The following is an 18274-nucleotide window of genomic DNA, read 5'->3' on the forward strand; positions in this document are numbered from 1 at the left end:
ATGGCCACGGTGAGCGGATCCCGGGCGGCGGCGCGCCGCAGGGCTGTGGAGGAGACGCGGTTCCAGGAGCGCTTCGGGCTCTTCGCGGAGGCGCTGCTGACCGGCGTGTGGATCGCGCTGGCGGCGCTGCCGCTGGTCACGTACCCGGCGGCGTTCGCGGCCGGCGCCCGGCATCTTCGCCGCCACTTGAGTCATCAGCCGTCCGGCTTCCGGCAGTTCGCCGCCGATGTGCGCGCGGCGGTCCGGCGTGGCTGGCTCGTCGGTGTCGGCGGCTGGGTGGCCTGCGGGCTGATCCGCGTGGATCTGTCGGCGGTGCGCAGCGGGCTGCCCGGCGGGCCGCTGGTCGGCGCGGCCGGCGTCCTCGCGCTGTGCGGGGCGGTGGTGGCGGGGCTGCGGGCGGCCGCGGTGTGGGAGCCCGGTGCGTCCTGGCGGGCACTGCTGGCCGCGGCCGGACGGCGCACGGTGCTCGACCCCGCCGGGTCGTTCCTGCTGGTGGGCGGGGTGGCGGTGGTCGCCGTCTCCGCCTGGGCGGTGCTGCCGCTGGCGGTGCCCGTGCTGGGGGCCGTGGCGGCGGGGGCGATCGCGGTGGAGGAGCGGTACGGGCGGCGCGCGGACGCGCCGTAGATCTCACCGGCCGTCGGTGCCGGGGCCACAACTGCTGACGAGTCGCAAACCGAAGGGAACGACGATGTCTCCGATCCCCCGCAGATCCCTGCTGCAGGCGGCCGCGGCCGCCGGGGCCGCCGCCCACTTCAGCTGGTCCCTGGGCAGCGCCCCGGCGGCCGCCGCCGACGGGCCCGGCAAGCGGGCGGCCGGCGGTCCCGTCGAGCTGACCTGGCTGGAGGACGGCGGGCTCGGCGCGGCGCCGGGCTCGACCGTCGGCGTGCCCTGGCCCAAGGGCGCGTACGAGGCCGACCAGACCTTCACGCTGACCGACGATGGCGGTCGGGCCGTGCCCGTACAGACCTGGCCGCTCGCCTACTGGCCCGACGGCTCCCTGAAGTGGACCGCGCACGCCGTCGGCCCGCAGTCCGCCGCCGAGAAGTACACCCTGAAGGCCGGTGCCTCAGCGGCCCCCGCGAAGAAGGTCATCGTCGACCGCAAGGGCGGCACCGTCGAGGTCGGCACGGGCGTCATCACCGCACGGATCGGCACGAGCGGCGCCACACTCGTGAAGTCCGTCCGCCGGGGCGCCACCGAGATCGCCAAGGACGGCCGGCTCGTCCTGCTGCGCCAGGGCGAGATCGAGGACGGCGACCAGGGCACCGCGCGGTACGAGCGCTTCGAGAGCGCGATCGGCGAGGTGGCCGTGGAGCAGGAGGGCCCGGTCCGGGCGGTGGTCCGCATCGACGGCAAGCACCGCCGCGGCGGCCGGTCCTGGCTGCCGTTCTCCGTCCGGCTGTACTTCTACGCCGGCGCCGAGTCCTTCCGCATGGTCCACACGATCACCTACGACGGGAAGCAGGAGCCGGGCAGGGCGAGCGGTGACTTCGTACGCGGGCTCGGCGTGCGCTTCACCGTCCCGATGCGCGACGCGGCCTACGACCGGCACATCCGTATCGGCGGCGACGGCACGGGCCTGCTGCGCGAGGCGGTCAAGGGCATCACCGGGCTCCGCCGGGATCCGGGCGCGGCCGTGCAAGCCGCCCAGTTCGAGGGGGAGAAACTGCCCGACCCGGCCACCTGGGACCAGCGGGTGACCGGCCGTCTGCACCTCATCCCCGAGTGGGGCGACTACACCCTCTCGCAGCTCTCCGCCGACGGCTTCACCCTGCGCAAGCGCACGAAGAAGGGCCACGGCTGGATCGCGGCCGGCGGCGGGCACCGCGCGTCCGGCTTCGGCTACGTGGGCGGCGCGAGCGGCGGACTCGCTTTCGGGCTCCGCGACTTCTGGGAGAAGCACCCCGCGGGGCTCGACATCCGCGGCGCGCAGACGGACGAGGCCGAGGTCACCCTCTGGCTCTGGTCGCCCGAGGCCCAGCCCATGGACCTGCGCTTCTACCACGACGGCATGGGCCAGGACACGTACGAGAAGCAGCTGGACGGGCTGGAGATCACCTACGAGGACTACGAGCCGGAGTTCGGCACCCCGTACGGCATCGCCCGCACCAGCGAGCTCTTCTTCTGGGCACACGACAGCACCCCCGCCGCCGACACCCTCGCACGTCAGGTCGAAGCCGTCCGCACACCACCCCAACTCAGCGCATCACCACGCCAGTTCATCGCCGCCGGAGTCTTCGGTCCCGGGCTCTACGCCGAGCCGGACCGCTCCACGCCCGCCAAGGCGGAGATCGAGGACCATCTCGACTTCCTCTTCACCTATTACAAGGACCAGGTGGAGCAGCGGCGCTGGTACGGCTTCTGGGACTACGGCGACGTCATGCACTCCTACGACACGGCCCGCCACCAGTGGCGCTACGACGTCGGCGGCTACGCCTGGGACAACTCCGAGCTCTCGCCCGACCTCTGGCTCTGGTACGCCTACCTGCGCTCCGGGCGCGCCGACATCTTCCGCTTCGCCGAGGCGATGACCCGGCACACCGGCGAGGTGGACGTCTACCACCTCGGGAAGTGGGCGGGGCTCGGCACCCGGCACGGCGTCCAGCACTACGCCGACAGCGCCAAGCAGCAGCGCATCGCCAACACCACCTACCGCCGCTTCTACTACTTCCTCACCGCCGACGAGCGGGTCGGCGACCTGATGCACGCCAACGTCGACTCCGACGAGACGTTCCTCGCGCTCGACCCGCAGCGCAAGGTCCGCACCGACCCGTACACCCCCGACCGGCACGCCCTGTCCATCGGCTTCGGCACCGACTGGTCCGGGCTGGTCTCCGCGTGGCTGACCGAGTGGGAACGGCGCGGGCCCAAGTGGCGCAAGGCCAGGGCGCGGGTGCTGTCCACCATGGAGACGATCGCGGCCCAGCCCAACGGCTTCGTCCAGGGCAGCGGGCTGTACGACCTGGACACGGGGAGGTTCGCGGTCGCCGACAAGGCCGTCGTCAGTGTGTCGCACCTGTCGGCGGTCTTCGGCCTCAACGAGCTGTGCGCCGAGCTGATCGACCTGGTCGACCACGAGAAGTTCGAGGAGGCCTACCTCGACTACTGCCGCTGCTTCAACGCCACCAAGGCCGAGCAGAAGGCCCGCTACGGCTCCGACTTCGGCAGCCTGATCCTCTTCCAGGGCCACTCGCGGCTCGACGCGTACGCGGCCCACCGCACGGGCGACAAGAAGCTCGCGCAGCGCGCGTGGGACAAGTTCCTGCGCTCCGACGGCTACACCGAGAAAGCGCCCTGGAAGACGACGAAGGTGTCCGGCCCTGCCGCCCTCGTCCCCGGCAGCGAGGCCGCCTGGGTCTCCACCAACGACACCGCGCTCTACGGACTCGCCGCCATCGAGAACCTGGCGCTGCTGGGGGAGCCGAAATGAGGCACACGGCCCGCTTCACCCTCGACCCCGCCTTCACCGTCGGCGAGTCCGGCCCGCGGCTCTTCGGGGCTTTCGTCGAGCACCTCGGCCGCTGCGTCTACACCGGCATCTTCGAGCCGGACCACCCGGCCGCCGACGGGGCCGGGCTGCGCACCGACGTGCTGGCACTCATCCGCGAGCTGGGCGTCACCGTGATCCGCTACCCGGGCGGCAACTTCGTCTCCGGCTACAAATGGGAGGACTCGGTCGGCCCGGTCGAGCACCGGCCGCGCCGGCTGGACCTGGCCTGGCGGTCGACGGAGACCAACCGCTTCGGTCTCGCCGAGTACGCCGGTCTCCTCAGGAAGCTCGGCCCGCAGGCCGAGCCCATGATGGCGCTCAACCTCGGCACCCGGGGCGTCGCCGAGGCGCTGGAGCTCCAGGAGTACGCCAACCACCCGGCCGGCACCGAGCTGTCCGAGCGCCGCATCGCACACGGCAAGAAGGACCCGTACGGCATCCGCCTGTGGTGTCTGGGCAACGAGCTGGACGGATGCTGGCAGACCGGCCACAAGACGGCAGCGGAGTACGCGCGGCTGGCCGCCGAGACGGCCCGCGCGATGCGGCAGGCCGACCCCGGCGTCGAGCTGGTCGCCTGCGGCTCCTCCAGCCGCGCCATGCCCACCTTCGCCGCGTGGGAGGCGACCGTGCTCGCCGAGACCTACGACCTGGTCGACCACGTCTCCCTGCACGCGTACTACGAGGAGCAGGACGGCGACCGGGACTCCTTCCTGGCCTCGGCCGTCGACATGGAGTCGTTCATCGAGGAGACCGTGGCGACCTGCGACCACATCGGCGCGCGCCTGAAGTCGACGAAGCGGCTCACTCTCTCCTTCGACGAGTGGAACGTCTGGTACATGTCCCGTGCGCAGGCCGAGGCCGCCGCCGCGCCGGCCGGCTGGCCCGAGGCGCCGCGGCTGCTGGAGGACCACTACAGCGTCACCGACGCGGTCGTCGTCGGCTCGCTGCTGATCGCGTTGCTGCGCCACGCCGACCGGGTGGCCGTCGCCTGCCTCGCCCAGCTGGTCAACGTCATCGCCCCGATCCTGACCGAGCCGGGCGGTCCGGCCTGGCGGCAGACCACCTTCTTCCCCTTCGCGCAGGCCTCGCGGTACGGCCGCGGGCAGGTCCTGGACGTACGGGTGGACTCACCTACGCACACCACGGCGAAGTACGGCGAGGTACCGCTGCTGCACGCCACCGCGGTACGCGATCCGGAGACCGGAGCGGTCACCGTCTTCGCGGTCAACCGCAGCCAGGACGCCGCGCTGCCCCTGGAAGTGGCCCTGCACGGGCTGGACGTGACGCATGTCGCCGGGCACAGCGCGCTGGCCGACGCGGACCCCGAGGCCCGCAACACCCTCGACGCGCCGGACCGGGTCGTGCCGCACGAGGTGGCGGGGACGGTGCTCCAGGGCGGCACACTGCGCGCCACCCTGGAACCGCTGTCGTGGAACGTCGTCCGGCTCGGCTGACGGGCCGTCCGATGTGCTTACGGAGTGGTGATCGTCGGCCGCGGCGGCGTCCCCATGCCGGCGCCGAGGAAGAAGCTCGGGTGCGGCGGCTGGTTGTAGCCGGAGTTCTGCCAGGCCAGGCCGGTGCGGTACATGGTGTCGTGCAGCAGTGTGGTGATCCTGGTGCCGGTCTCGTGCGGCGTCGAGTAGATCCGCAGGTTGCGGTTGTCGGAGGTGCGCCAGACGACCTCCTCGCGCCAGTCGCCGAGGAGGTCGCCGGAGAGTACGGGGGTCGCCTTGGTGCCGTTGTTGGAGGACACCGACGCGCCGGTCAGCAGGCGGGTGTCACCGCCGGTGCCGTACTTGTCGATGTGGGTGCCGTCCAGCAGTTCGCGGGTGGTGTCCCCGTCCCACCAGCCGAGGAAGTTCGCCGAGGACGGTTCGCGGCCCTTGGCGGCGCCGGCCTCGTCGCGTATCTCCGTGTCGGAGGCGGACCACACCTCGGCCCCGTCGTTGCCGGACCAGATGTCACCGGCGACGCCGCGCCCGTTGTCGCAGCAGGCGGCGAGCTTCCAGCGGACCGAGCCGTTTTTGGGGGCGATGTAGAGCTCGGCGGGCTGCCCTGTGGACTCGGAGACCTTGAAGTACTCCAGGCCCGCGGTGCCCGGGTCCAGGTCGCCGAGGTGCTGGGCGTCGCCGTGTCCGGTCTTCGTGGTCCACAGCGCGTTGCCGTCGTCGTCCACCGCCATCGCGCCGTGGACGACCTCGTCCTTGCCGTCGCCGTCCACGTCGCCGACGGAGAGGCTGTGCGAGCCCTGTCCGTCGTAGCCCTTGCCCTTGTTGGTGGAGGAGTCGGTGTCGAAGGTCCAGCGCCGGGTGAAGGCGCCGTTGCGCCAGTCCCAGGCGGCGATCACGCTGCGGGTGTAGTAGCCGCGCGCCATGATCAGGGAGGGCCGGGCGCCGTCCAGGTAGGCGGTGCCGGCGAGGAAGCGGTCCACGCGGTTGCCGTAACTGTCGCCCCAGGAGGCGACGTTGCCGCGTGCGGGGACGTAGTCGGTGGTGCCCATCGCCGCTCCCGTCCGGCCGTCGAACATGGTCAGGTACTCGGGCCCGGACAGCACGTACCCGCTGTCGTTGCGGTGGTCGGCGGAGGCGCTGCCGATGGCCCTGCCCTGCCCGTCGACCGTGCCGTCCGCGGTCTTCATCGCGACCTCGGCCCGGCCGTCGCCGTCGTAGTCGTACACCTGGAACTGCGTGTAGTGCGCCCCGGAGCGGATGTTGCGGCCCAGGTCGACGCGCCACAGCCGGGTGCCGTCGAGCCTGATGCCGTCGACGATGGTGTTGCCCGTGTAGCCGGACTGGGAGTTGTCCTTGGCGTTGGTGGGCTGCCACTTCAGTACGAAGTCCAGCGCGCCGTCGCCGTCGAGGTCGCCCACCGACGCGTCGTTGGCCTCGTAGGTGTACGCCACGCCGTCCGGGGTGGTGCCGCCCGCCGGGGGAGTGATCGGCACGTCCTTGTAGCCGGCGCGGAACTGCACGGCGTGCACCGAGTCGCCCTGCTCGGTGCCGTTGACGACCGCGCGGACGGTGTAGTCGGCCTGCTCGGGCGCGCCCGCGTGGAAGTAGTTCGTGGAGCCGGTGACGGGGGCGGAGTTGACCTTGGTGCCGGCCCGGTAGACGTTGAAGGAGACGTTGTCCGGGTCGGTGCCGAGCCAGCGCCAGCTGACCAGATTGCCGCTGCTGGTGTGGACGCTGACCACGCCGCGGTCGAGCTTCTCGGCCTGCCGGACGGGGGCGGCGGACGCGGTGTCCGGGAGCGCGGCGAGGCCGGCCGCGGTGAGCGTGCCGGCCACCACGGCGGTGACCAGGGCGCGGCGGCGGTCGCTGCGTTGTCTCCGCCGGGGGCGGGGGAGTCGGTGATGCTGCACGTTGCCTCCTGGCGTGCGGTGCGCGTGGGGTACGGGAGGGCTCCCGTGTGCTCCGGTGGGCGCAGCGCCCGGAAGGGTTGCCGCCGTTGCCGTCATCGCCGCCACCGTCCCCCGAACAGGAGCGGGCCTTCCGGACGGTTGCCCGATACATGGCCCGCCCCTAGCCTGTGTTCGCCATGTCGAGGAGTGGTCGAAATTCCGAACAATGGGGAGGGTGGGTGAACAGGTCCGTGGACGGAGCAGTGGCCGCACCCGCCGATGCCGCCACGGAGTTCCGCGCGTTCTTCGAACGCCACTACGCCGAACTCGGCCGGCTCGCCCGGCTGCTGACCGGCGACACCGAAGGCGCCGACGACCTGGCGGCGGACGCGCTGGTCGCGCTCTGGCACCGCTGGGACCGGGTCCGCGCCGCCGACCACCCCGCCGCGTACGCCCGGGGTGTCGTCGCCAACCTGGCCCGCAGCCACATCCGCAGCGCCATCCGGGAACGCCGCCGGATCGCGCTGTTCTGGGCGCAGTGCTCCGAGCACGCCGACGCGCCGGACGTGCCCGCCGTCGTCGACGTGCAGCAGGCGCTGCGCACCCTGCCGTTCCGCAAGCGGGCCTGTGTCGTGCTGCGGCACGCCTTCGACCTGTCCGAACGGGAGACCGCGCTCGCCCTCGGCATCTCGGTCGGTACGGTGAAGAGCCAGACCTCCAAGGGGATGGCGCAGCTGGAACGGCTGCTGGGTGCCCGCGCCGCGGGGGAACTCGTCGGCAGGAGGATGTGATGGACGAGGTGCGCCGCCGGCTGCGGCAGGCCGCGGCGGCCCACCGCCCGGACCGGGAACGCATGCTGGCCCGGGTCGAGCGCGGCATGACCGTGCCCGACCGGCCCGTGCCGGGACGGTCGGGCCGTACGGCGCCCTGGCTGCGGATCGCGGGCGCGACGGCCGCCGTAGCCGGAGTCCTGGCGGCCGGCGGCTACGGCGTGTCCGCGGTGCTGGACGACCACGGCCGCGGTGGCAGGCCCGAGCGTGCCGCCCCGCCCGCCCACAGTGCGCCGCCCGTGCCGAGCGGCTCGCCCGCGCCCGGTGGCACCCGGGACGGCACCCGCACCGAGGACGGCCCGCTCTGGAGCGACGGCTCCGTCGACCCGCACAGCAACGACTTCTGGGCCCAGAGCAATGTGACCCTGCAGACGGCGAAGCAGCTCACCGCGCTGACCGTGGAGCTGCGCGTCGCGCGTACCGCAGGGGTGCGGTCGACCGGCGCGTGGCGCACGCTGCCCGAGAAGGACTTCACCTTCACCGTACGGCCCGAGGGGGGATTCCTCGTCTACCGCTGGACGCTGAAGGACGGCCGTACGGTGCCCGCGGGCCGGCATGTCTTCGCAGGGCAGTACGACCACGCGCGCGGCGGCCGGGACGCCGGAGCGGACGGCTACGCGGCCACCGCGAGGTACGGCGGTGAACGGGCCTCGGTGCGTGGCGACTTCGCGCCTCGCCGCGACTGAGGCAAAAATTCCGGAGCCGCGGCAACCCCTTCAACCTTCGGTGGCGACAGCACGGCGTGGGTTTCATCCCCACCGAAGTCACCCCCCATCGAAGGGCATTGGACATGACCTCAGCAGCACGGCGGCCCGCCGGCCGCCACCGCAGGACGATCGCCCGCCGGAAGGCGGTGCTCGGCGGCATCACCGCGGCCGGGCTGACCGGGGCCGCTCTGCTCGCCACCTCGCTGACCGGCACGGCGAACGCCGCCGCCGACTGGCCGACGCCCAACGGCAGCCAGGCGGTGAGCAGGACCATCGAGGTGTCCGGCAGCTACGACGGCGGCCTCAAGCGGTTCTACGGCAGCGGCGACCTCGGCGGTGACGGCCAGGAGGAAGGCCAGGACCCGATCTTCAAGCTGAAGGACGGCGCGGTGCTCAAGAACGTCGTCATCGGCTCGCCGGCCGCCGACGGCATCCACTGCTCCGGCAGCTGCACCCTGCAGAACGTGTGGTGGGAGGACGTCGGCGAGGACGCCGCCTCCTTCAAGGGCACCTCCTCCGGCGCGACGTACACCGTCACCGGCGGCGGCGCGAAGCAGGCCGACGACAAGGTCTTCCAGTTCAACGGCGCGGGCAAGCTGAACATCAGCGGCTTCCAGGTCTCCGACTTCGGCAAGCTGGTGCGCAGCTGCGGCAACTGCTCGACCCAGTACAAGCGCACCATCAGCGTCAGCGACGTGGACGTGACCGCGCCGGGCAAGTCCCTCGTCGGCATCAACACCAACTACGGGGACACCGCCACGCTGAAGAGCGTCCGCATCCACGGCGACAGCAGCAAGAAGATCAAGCCGTGCGTGCGCTACACCGGCAATAACACCGGCAAGGAGCCGGTCGAGACGGGCAGCGGCCCGGACGGCACCTACTGCCGCTACTCGACGTCCGACATCTCGTACAACTGACCCTGACCCAGGGCCAGTAGGCCGCGGGCGGCCGCTCTTTCCCCGTTCTCTGTCAGAAGCGTTGACGAACCTTCCGGGTCGCTCTAGCTTCATCGCGTCGTACTTCATATGTCATATACGAGACGTGATGCGCGAGATATGAGAACTGAGAGCGGCCGCCCATGACTTTCGCCCCCGCCCCGATCCCCTCCCGCACGCAGTACGTGCTGGAGGCGGTCAAACACCGCATCCTCACCGGCCAGTTGAGCTCAGGGCAGTCGCTGGTGGAGACCGAACTCGCCGCCCAGTACGGGGTGTCCAAGACCCCGGTGCGCGAGGCGCTGAAGACCCTCGCCGGCACCGGGCTCGTCGTCATGAGCCAGTACAAGGGCGTCACCGTCCGGACGGTCGACGCGGCCATGGCACGCGAGGTCTACGACGTGCGGCTGCTGCTGGAACCGGAGGCGGTCCGCCGCACCGTGCGCGGCGGCGCCTCCGTCGAGGCCGCCCGTACGGCGCTGGCCCGGGCGGCCGAGGCGGCCGACCCCGCCGACCGGTCGCTCGCCAACCGCGACTTCCACCGCGCGCTCTACCTGCCGTGCGGCAATCCGCTGCTGGCCCGGATGCTCGACGAGGTCCGCGACCAGGCGGCTCTCGTCTCCACCGTCGCCTGGGCGGCCGTGCCGTCCTGGGAGCGGGAGGCCGCCGAGCACGAGGAGATCCTCCGGCTGGCCGCGGCCGGCGACGCCGACGGCGCGGCCCGCGCGGTCCACACCCACATCGCCTCCTTCGTCGAGCGGGCCTTCCCCGCCACGGACGAGGCCCCCACCGGAGGAGGGGCCCCGGAATGACAGCGGCCGCGTACGAGACCCACCGGGCGGCACTCGCCGATGTCGTCGCCATCCCGGTCACCCCGTTCACGGTGGACGGCACGCTCGACACCGACGCGCACCGCGCCCTGCTGCGCCGGCTGCTCGACGGTGGCGTACGGACGTTGACCCCGAACGGCAACACCGGCGAGTTCTACGCCCTCACCCCCGACGAGCGGCGCGCCGTCACCGAGCTGACCGTCGAGGAGGCCGGCGGCCGTGCCACCGTCCTGGTCGGCATCGGGCACGACGTGCCGACGGCGGTGGCCGCCGCGCGCCACGCCCGCGACGTCGGCGCACAGCTGGTGATGGTGCATCAGCCCGTCCATCCGTACGTCTCGGAAGGCGGCTGGGTCGACTACCACCGGGCGATCGCCGAGGCCGTGCCCGAGGTGGGCGTCGTCCCCTACCTGCGCAATCCGGCCCTGAGCGGCTTACGGCTCGCCGAACTCGCCGACGCCTGCCCCAACGTCATCGGCGTGAAGTACGCCGTACCGGACGCGGCACACTTCGCCGCCTTCGCGCGGGACGCCGGCCTCGAACGCTTCGTGTGGATCGCCGGCCTCGCCGAGCCGTACGCCCCCTCGTACTTCTCCGCCGGTGCCACCGGCTTCACCTCCGGGCTCGTGAACGTCGCCCCGGCCGTGTCGCTGCACATGCTCGAAGCGCTCAGGGCGGGCGACTACCCGGCCGCGATGAAGGTCTGGGAGCAGATCCGCCGCTTCGAGGAGCTGCGCGGCGCGAACGGCTCCGCCAACAACGTGACGGTGGTCAAGGAGGCGCTGGCCTCGCTCGGCCTGTGCCGCCGCGACGTCCGGCCGCCGAGCAAGCCACTGCCGGAGGACCAGCGCGCCGAAGTCGCGGCGCTCGCGGCCGGGTGGTCGGTATGAGACGCCCGGAGGAGTACCGGAGCCACCAGTGGTACGGCACGCAGGGCCTGCGCTCGTTCAGCCACCGCGCCCGCACCCGGCAGCTCGGCTACCTGCCCGAGGAGCACCTCGGCAAGCCCGTCGTCGCGATCCTCAACACCTGGTCCGACATCAACCCCTGCCACCAGCACCTGCGGGACCGCGCGCAGGCCGTCAAGCGCGGGGTGTGGCAGGCCGGCGGCTTCCCGCTGGAGTTCCCGGTCGCCACGCTCAGCGAGACCTTCCAGAAGCCGACCCCGATGCTCTACCGCAACATGCTCGCGATGGAGACCGAGGAGCTGCTGCGCTCCTACCCGGTCGACGGCGCGGTGCTGCTCGGCGGCTGCGACAAGTCCACGCCCGCGCTGCTGATGGGCGCCGCAAGCGTCGACCTGCCCACCCTCTTCGTGCCCGCCGGGCCGATGCTCCCCGGGCACTGGCGCGGCGAGACGCTCGGCTCCGGCACCGACATGTGGAAGTACTGGGACGACAAGCGCGCGGGCCTCATCGGCGACTGCGAGCTGGCCGAGCTGGAGAGCGGCCTCGCGCGCTCGCCCGGCCACTGCATGACGATGGGCACCGCCTCCACCCTGACCGCCGCGGCCGAGGCCCTGGGCGTCACCGTGCCCGGCGCCTCCTCCATACCGGCCGTCGACTCCGGGCACGACCGGATGGCCGCGGCGTCCGGCATCCGCATCGTCGGCCTCGTCCGCCGCGACGTACGGCTGTCCCGCCTCCTGACCGCGGAGGCCTTCGAGGACGCCGTCACCACCGTCCTCGGCCTCGGCGGCTCGACCAACGCGGTGATCCACCTGATCGCGATGGCAGGCCGCGCCGGGGTGCGGCTGACCCTTGACGACTTCGACCGGATCGCCCGCAAGGTGCCGGTGCTGGCCAACGTCCGCCCCGGCGGCGGCCCGTACCTCATGGAGGACTTCCACTTCGCGGGCGGGCTGCCCGGCTTCCTCGCCCGGCTCACCGACCTGCTCCACCTGGACCGGCCCACCGTCGCCCACCCGACGCTGCGGGAACAGCTGGCCGGCGCCCTGGTCCACAACGATGACGTCATCCGCACCCGGGCGAACCCGGTCGCGGCCGAGGGCGGCGTCGCGGTACTGCGCGGCAACCTCTGCCCCGACGGCGCGGTCATCAAGCACATCGCCGCCGAACCGCACCTGCTCCGGCACACCGGGCCCGCCGTCGTCTTCGACGACTACCGCGCGATGCAGCGCACCATCAACGACCCGGCGCTCGGCATCACCGCCGACCATGTGCTCGTGCTGCGCAACGCCGGGCCCAAGGGCGGCCCCGGCATGCCCGAGTACGGCATGCTGCCGATCCCCGACCACCTGCTGAAGCAGGGCGTGCGGGACATGGTGCGGATCTCCGACGCCCGGATGAGCGGCACCAGTTACGGCGCCTGCGTGCTCCACGTCGCGCCCGAGTCCTACGTGGGCGGCCCGCTCGCCCTGGTCCGCAGTGGCGACCTCATCACCCTCGACGTCGCCGCGCGCACCCTGCGCCTGGAGGTGTCCGACGAGGAGCTGGCGGAGCGCCGGGCCGCGTGGACGCCCCCGGCGGAGCGGTACACACGCGGATACGGCGCGCTCTACGCCGAGCAGATCACCCAGGCCGACACCGGCTGCGACTTCGCCTTCCTGGCCCGCCCCGGCACGGTGCCCGACCCATACGCGGGCTGAGCCGCCCCGCACCGCCCGCTTCGCACCGTCCGACCGGCGCACCGCAATGTCCGATATCTCGAACATCGTCCTCCTTCCCGGCCAGCCAGAACGGAGAAGCGTCATGGCCCAAGCCGCAGCCGTGGCCGAGTCACCGCCCAGAAGCCGTCACGGGACGCCCCCGCCGCCCAAGCGCCCCCGCCGCGGCACCGGCACGCACCCCCGCCGGCTGCCCTACCTGCTCATCGCGCCCGCGGCGCTGCTGATGCTGGGCTTCATCGCCTACCCGGTGCTCAGCGTCTTCTGGACCGCCCTCCAGCACGCCAACCCCACCAAGCCGTGGCGGAACGGCTTCGCGGGGCTGGACAACTTCACCGAGATCTTCAGCGGCGACCCGCTGTTCTGGGGCACCCTGACCTTCAGCCTCAAGTGGGTCGTCGTCGAGGTCGGGCTTCAACTGCTCTTCGGACTGGCCCTCGCCCTGATCGTCAACCAGACCTTCGCCGGCCGGGCGCTGGCCCGCGCGCTGGTCTTTTCGCCCTGGGCCGTCTCCGGCGTCCTCACCTCCGCGATCTGGGTGCTGCTCTACAACTCCCAGACCGGCATCAGCCGTTACCTCGCCGACGCCGGCATCGGGGAATACGGCACCTCCTGGCTCTCCGACACCGGCACCGTCTTCCCGGCCGTCGTCGTCGCCGACCTCTGGCGCGGGGTGCCCTTCTTCGCCATCCTCATCCTCGCCGACCTCCAGTCCGTCTCGAAGGACCTCTACGAGGCGGCCGAGGTGGACGGCGCGAGCCGGTTCCGGCAGTTCTTCCACATCACGCTGCCGCACCTGAAGGACGCCATCATCCTCTCCACGCTGCTGCGCGCGGTGTGGGAGTTCAACAACGTCGACCTGCTCTACACACTGACCGGCGGCGGCCCGGCGGGGGAGACCACCACCCTGCCGCTCTACATCGCCAACACCTCCGTCGACGCGCACAACTTTGGCTACGCGTCCGCGCTGACCACCGTCGCGTTCGTGATCCTGCTCTTCTGCTCGCTCGTCTACCTGCGGCTCAGCAAATTCGGAGGTGGCGACAAGTGACCACACTGCTCGTCGGCAGGAAGCGGGCCTGGGACCAGGCGCCCCGCTGGCAGATCCATCTGCCGCTCGCCCTCTACCTCCTCTTCACGCTCGTCCCCTTCTACTGGATCCTGCTCTTCGCCCTCCGCCCGGCCGGCTCCACCTCCCTGGTGCCCTGGCCGGTCACCTTCGAGCACTTCGCGAAGGTGTGGACCGAGCGCAGCTTCGCGACCTACTTCCAGAACAGCGTGCTCATCGGCATCGCCACCCTGGTGCTCACCACGCTCGTCGCACTGGCCGGCGGCTACGCGCTCGCCCGCTTCGACTTCCGCGCCAAGAAGGGCTTCATGCTGGCCCTGCTGTGCTCCCAGTTCGTGCCCGGGGCGCTGCTGCTGGTGCCGCTGTTCCAGATCTTCGCCGAGCTGCGGATGATCAACTCGCTGGGCAGTGTCATCCTCGCGGAGACCGTCTTCCAGCTCCCGCTGTCCATGATCCTGATCAGCGGCTTCATCAAGAACGTGCCGTACGCGCTGGAGGAGGCCGCCTGGGTCGACGGCTGCGGCCGGATGCGGGCCTTCCGCGTCGTCGTCCTGCCCCTGCTGCGGCCCGGCCTGGTCGCCGTGGGCTCCTTCGCCTTCGTACACGCGTGGAACCACTTCCTCTTCGCGCTGATGTTCCTCAGCAACCAGGAGAAGCAGACCATCCCCGTCGGCCTGAACACCCTGATGGGCGCGGACAGCGTCGACCTCGGCGCGCTCGCAGCCGGCGGCGTCATCGCGGCCGTACCCGTGGTGATCGTCTTCGCGTACATCCAGAAGTGGCTGATCACCGGCTTCAGCGCGGGGGCGGTGAAGGGATGACCGCCACCACGCCACCACAACTCCCCGTACCCGTCGTGCTGGTGGGCGCCCGCGGCCACGGCCGGTGGCACCTCGCCCACCTCCGCCGGCTCGCCGCACAGGGCACGGTCCGCCTCGCCGGCGTGTGCGACCTGACCCCGCTCACCGCCGCCGAACTCGACGGTTTCGGGCCCGTCGCGCAGTCCGACGACTTCGAGACACTGCTCGCCGCCACCGGCGCCCGCGTCGCCGTCCTCTGCACGCCCATCCCCACCCACACCGACCTGGCGCTGACCGCGGCGCGGCACGGCGTCCACCTGCTCGTCGAAAAGCCGCCCGCGCCCTCGTACGCCGAGTTCCGACGGCTTGCGGACGGCATCGAAGCGGCCGACGTCGCCTGCAACATCGGCTTCCAGTCGCTCGGCTCGCACGCCCTCCCGGCCGTCCGCCGCCTGCTGGCCGACGGCGCGATCGGCGAACCGGCCGGCATCGGCGCCGCCGGTGCCTGGGTACGCGACGAGGCGTACTTCCGCCGCGCCCCCTGGGCCGGTCACCGCAGGCTCGACGGCACCGACGTGCTGGACGGGGTCCTCACCAACCCCCTCGCACACGCCGTCGCCACCGCCCTCGCCGTGGACGGCAGCACCGCCGCCGAGGACGTCACGCACATCGAGACCGAACTCTTCCGCGCCCACGCCATCGAGTCCGACGACACCTCCTGCGTCCGCCTCACCACCGCACACGGCAGCCGCGTCACCGTCGCCGCCACCCTGTGCGCGGACACGGCAGCGGAGCCGTACGTCGTGGCGCACGGCACCCGCGGCCGCCTCACCTTCTGGTACAAGCAGGACCGCGTCCTGCTCCAGCGCGCCGGACACGCCCCCGAGGAGACCACCTACGGCCGCACCGACCTGCTGGAGAACCTCCTCGCCCACCTCACCGACGGCACACCGCTGCGCGTACCGCCCGCCGCCACCGGCGCCTTCATGCGCGTCCTCGAAGCGGTGCGGTGCGCCCCGGACCCGGCGCCGCTGCCCCCGGACGCCTGGCACACAGCGCCCGGAACGACGGCCGACGGCAGCACCCTGCGCCGCGTCGTCCCCGGCATCGACGGCCTCGTGGCCGCCAGCGCCGACACCCTCTCCCTCTACTCCGAACTCGGCGCCCCCTGGGCGCTCCCGCAGGAGGTGCGCTCGCGATGACCGCGCCCCGCACGACCCCGACCCTCGCCCTGTGCTGCGCGGGGCGACCCGTCGCCCGGTACGCCTACCGGCCGGCGCTCGACGCCCGGCTCGCGCCGCGCCCGTACCTGCACCCCGTGACCACCCTGCGCGGCACCCCCGTCACCGAGCTGATGCCCGCCGACCACCCGCACCATCTCGGGGTGGGCATCGCCGTCCCCGATGTGGCGGGCCACAACTTCTGGGGCGGCCGAACCTACGTACGCGACCGCGGCCCGGCCGAACTGGACAACCACGGCGTCCAGCGCCACACCGCCTTCAACCTCCGCGACCCCGACGGCTTCGTGCAGGAGCTGAGCTGGAGCGTGGCGGAGGACGAGCTGCTGCGCGAGCGGCGCACCGTCGCGGCCACCGCGCTGACCGACACCGCCTGGGCGCTGGACTTCACCTTCTCGCTCACCAACACCACCGCCGGAACGCTGTCCCTCGGCAGCCCCGCGACCAGCGGCCGCGCCGGTGCCGCGTACGGCGGTTTCTTCTGGCGCGCCCCCAAGGAGGCCGACGTGCCCGAGGTGTTCACCGCCGACGCCGAGGGCGAGGCCGCGGTGCACGGACGTCCCGCTGACTGGCTCGCGCTCGGCGGCGCGGGCTGGACGCTGGTCTTCGCCGGTGCCACCGAACCGACCCGTAACGATCCGTGGTTCGTCCGCACCGCCGACTACCCGGGCGTGGGCTCCTCGCTCGCGCACGCCGAGCGCTTACCCGTCGCCCCGGGCGAGACCGTCGTCCGACGCATCGTCACGGTGGTCGCCGACGGGCGTCCGACCCGCGAGGAGGCCGCCGGCCTGGCACGGAAGGCGGTGACGGCATGACCCCCGCCGACCGGCACGCCGCCTGGCTCTCGTCCGACCGCGGCGACGGCACCTACCGCAACCCCGTCCTCGCCGCCGACTGGTCCGACCCCGACCTCGTACGCGTCGGCGACGACTACTACCTCACCGCCTCCAGCTTCGGCCGCGCCCCGGGCCTGCCGCTGCTGCACTCCCGCGACCTGGTCAACTGGACGCTGATCGGACACGCCCTGGAGCGGCTGGAACCGGCGGAGGCGTTCACCGTGCCGCGCCACGACTGCGGGGTGTGGGCGCCCGCCATCCGGCACCACGACGACCGCTTCTGGATCTTCTGGGGCGACCCGGACCACGGCATCTTCCAGGTCAACGCCGAGGACGTACGCGGCCCCTGGAGCCGGCCGCACCTCCTCAAGGCGGGCAAGGGGCTGATCGACCCGTGCCCGCTGTGGGACGAGGAGACCGGCGAGGCCTACCTCGTGCACGCCTGGGCCCGGTCCCGCTCCGGCATCAAGAACCGGCTCACCGGCCACCGCATGCACCCCGAGGCCACCGGCGTGCTCGACGACGGCACCACCATCGTCGACGCCGACCGCATCCCCGGCTGGTTCACCCTCGAAGGACCCAAGCTCCACCGGCACGACGGCTGGTTCTGGATCCTCGCGCCCGCCGGGAGCGTGGCGACCGGCTGGCAGGGCGCCTTCCGCTCGCGCGGCTTCTTCGGCCCGTACGAGGAGCGCGTCGTCCTCGCCCAGGGCGATACCGACGTCAACGGCCCGCACCAGGGCGGCTGGGTACGCACCCCGGCGGGCGAGGACTGGTTCGTGCACTTCCAGGAGAGGGGTGCGTACGGGCGCGTCGGTCACCTCCAGCCGATGCGCTGGGATGCGGGAGGCTGGCCGGTGCTGGGCGAGGACGGCAACCCGGTACGGGCACATCGCAAGCCGGCCCTGCCGCCGCAACGGCCCTCCGCTCCGGCCACCGACGACGACTTCCCCGGCGGGCGGTTCGGCCGCCAATGGCAGTGGACCGCCAACCCCGAGGACGGCTGGGCACCACGCCACTCAGGCGACGGACTGCGGCTCACCTGCGTCCGCGCCGCCGACGCGCACGACCTGCGCCGACTGCCGCACGTCCTCACGCAACGGCTGCCCGCGCGCCCGGCCACGGTGGAGGTCGCACTGTGCCTGGAGAGCGGGGAGCCGGGCACCAAGGCCGGGCTCGCCGTACTCGGTGACGCGTTCAGCTGGATCGGGCTGGAGCGCGGTACGGACGGAACGGTGCGGCTCGTCCACCGGTTCGCGGAGTCGGTGGCCGAAGGGGAACGGGACGCCGCGTACTCCGTGCCCGCACCCGACGGGCAGGCCCGGCTGCGGATCACCATCGGCCCGGAGGCCCGCTGCCGCTTCGCCGCCGACACGGGCGCCGGCTGGACCCCGTACGGGCAGGTCTTCGCCGCCCTGCCCTGGCGATGGGTCGGCGCCCTGCTCGGGCTGTTCGCCACCGCGCCCGCCGACCCGGGAGGCACCGGCGCGGGCCCCGCCGGCACCGCGCTCTTCACACACTTCCGCATCGTTCCGCCGGGCCATTCCTTCACGCGAGCAGAGAAGAGCTGACC

15 protein-coding genes are annotated in these 18274 nt (G+C 72.4%); 14 read left to right on the forward strand and 1 reads right to left on the reverse strand.

What is annotated here, in order from left to right; translation table 11 throughout:
- The first annotated feature begins 9 nt into the window (after positions 1-9).
- The 3 genes from ABZ840_RS33175 to ABZ840_RS33185 all read left to right on the forward strand — a co-directional run bounded on the left by ABZ840_RS33175 (position 10) and on the right by ABZ840_RS33185 (position 4944).
- Positions 10-624, forward strand: coding sequence for a hypothetical protein (locus tag ABZ840_RS33175; RefSeq protein WP_361566402.1), 615 nt, complete (start codon positions 10-12; stop codon positions 622-624).
- A 64-nt stretch (positions 625-688) separates the two neighbouring features.
- On the forward strand, positions 689-3430 hold the full coding sequence (locus ABZ840_RS33180; protein ID WP_361566248.1) for a Tat pathway signal sequence domain protein: 2742 nt from the start codon (positions 689-691) through the stop codon (positions 3428-3430).
- Positions 3427-4944, forward strand: a complete 1518-nt coding sequence (locus tag ABZ840_RS33185) for an alpha-N-arabinofuranosidase (RefSeq protein ID WP_361566251.1) — start codon at positions 3427-3429, stop codon at positions 4942-4944. Before ABZ840_RS33180 ends, ABZ840_RS33185 begins: the two co-directional genes overlap by 4 nt.
- A gap of 17 nt (positions 4945-4961) precedes the next feature.
- Here ABZ840_RS33185 and ABZ840_RS33190 read toward each other — a convergent pair whose 3' ends face one another.
- Positions 4962-6779 (reverse strand): rhamnogalacturonan lyase, encoded by a 1818-nt coding sequence (locus tag ABZ840_RS33190; protein ID WP_361566405.1) that lies wholly within the window; start codon positions 6777-6779, stop codon positions 4962-4964.
- A 290-nt stretch (positions 6780-7069) separates the two neighbouring features.
- Between ABZ840_RS33190 and ABZ840_RS33195 the strand changes: the two genes are divergently transcribed.
- From ABZ840_RS33195 to ABZ840_RS33245, 11 genes are all read left to right on the forward strand, one after another.
- The gene (locus ABZ840_RS33195; RefSeq protein WP_361566254.1) at positions 7070-7621 is read left to right on the forward strand and encodes a SigE family RNA polymerase sigma factor; all 552 of its coding nucleotides are present in this window, start codon (positions 7070-7072) and stop codon (positions 7619-7621) included.
- The gene (locus ABZ840_RS33200) at positions 7621-8346 is read left to right on the forward strand and encodes a hypothetical protein (protein WP_361566257.1); all 726 of its coding nucleotides are present in this window, start codon (positions 7621-7623) and stop codon (positions 8344-8346) included. Before ABZ840_RS33195 ends, ABZ840_RS33200 begins: the two co-directional genes overlap by 1 nt.
- 104 nt (positions 8347-8450) lie before the next feature.
- Positions 8451-9284: a pectate lyase gene (locus tag ABZ840_RS33205; protein WP_361566260.1), complete on the forward strand. Its 834-nt coding sequence runs from the start codon at positions 8451-8453 to the stop codon at positions 9282-9284.
- A 161-nt stretch (positions 9285-9445) separates the two neighbouring features.
- On the forward strand, positions 9446-10114 hold the full coding sequence (locus tag ABZ840_RS33210) for a GntR family transcriptional regulator (RefSeq protein ID WP_361566263.1): 669 nt from the start codon (positions 9446-9448) through the stop codon (positions 10112-10114).
- Positions 10111-11022: a dihydrodipicolinate synthase family protein gene (locus tag ABZ840_RS33215; protein WP_361566265.1), complete on the forward strand. Its 912-nt coding sequence runs from the start codon at positions 10111-10113 to the stop codon at positions 11020-11022. Before ABZ840_RS33210 ends, ABZ840_RS33215 begins: the two co-directional genes overlap by 4 nt.
- On the forward strand, positions 11019-12740 hold the full coding sequence (gene araD, locus ABZ840_RS33220) for an L-arabinonate dehydratase (protein ID WP_361566267.1): 1722 nt from the start codon (positions 11019-11021) through the stop codon (positions 12738-12740). Before ABZ840_RS33215 ends, araD begins: the two co-directional genes overlap by 4 nt.
- A gap of 103 nt (positions 12741-12843) precedes the next feature.
- A complete protein-coding gene (locus tag ABZ840_RS33225; protein WP_361566270.1) occupies positions 12844-13809 on the forward strand; it encodes a sugar ABC transporter permease in 966 nt (321 codons plus the stop codon).
- A complete protein-coding gene (locus tag ABZ840_RS33230) occupies positions 13806-14648 on the forward strand; it encodes a carbohydrate ABC transporter permease (protein ID WP_361566273.1) in 843 nt (280 codons plus the stop codon). The genes ABZ840_RS33225 and ABZ840_RS33230 overlap by 4 nt, the downstream gene beginning before the upstream one ends.
- Positions 14645-15829: a Gfo/Idh/MocA family oxidoreductase gene (locus ABZ840_RS33235; protein WP_361566276.1), complete on the forward strand. Its 1185-nt coding sequence runs from the start codon at positions 14645-14647 to the stop codon at positions 15827-15829. Before ABZ840_RS33230 ends, ABZ840_RS33235 begins: the two co-directional genes overlap by 4 nt.
- Positions 15826-16680 (forward strand): PmoA family protein, encoded by an 855-nt coding sequence (locus ABZ840_RS33240; protein WP_361566278.1) that lies wholly within the window; start codon positions 15826-15828, stop codon positions 16678-16680. The genes ABZ840_RS33235 and ABZ840_RS33240 overlap by 4 nt, the downstream gene beginning before the upstream one ends.
- A complete protein-coding gene (locus ABZ840_RS33245) occupies positions 16677-18272 on the forward strand; it encodes a family 43 glycosylhydrolase (RefSeq protein WP_361566281.1) in 1596 nt (531 codons plus the stop codon). The genes ABZ840_RS33240 and ABZ840_RS33245 overlap by 4 nt, the downstream gene beginning before the upstream one ends.
- Positions 18273-18274: the final 2 nt, after the last annotated feature.

This window comes from Streptomyces sp. NPDC047117, assembly GCF_040643545.1.
In the GTDB taxonomy this organism is placed as follows: domain Bacteria; phylum Actinomycetota; class Actinomycetes; order Streptomycetales; family Streptomycetaceae; genus Streptomyces.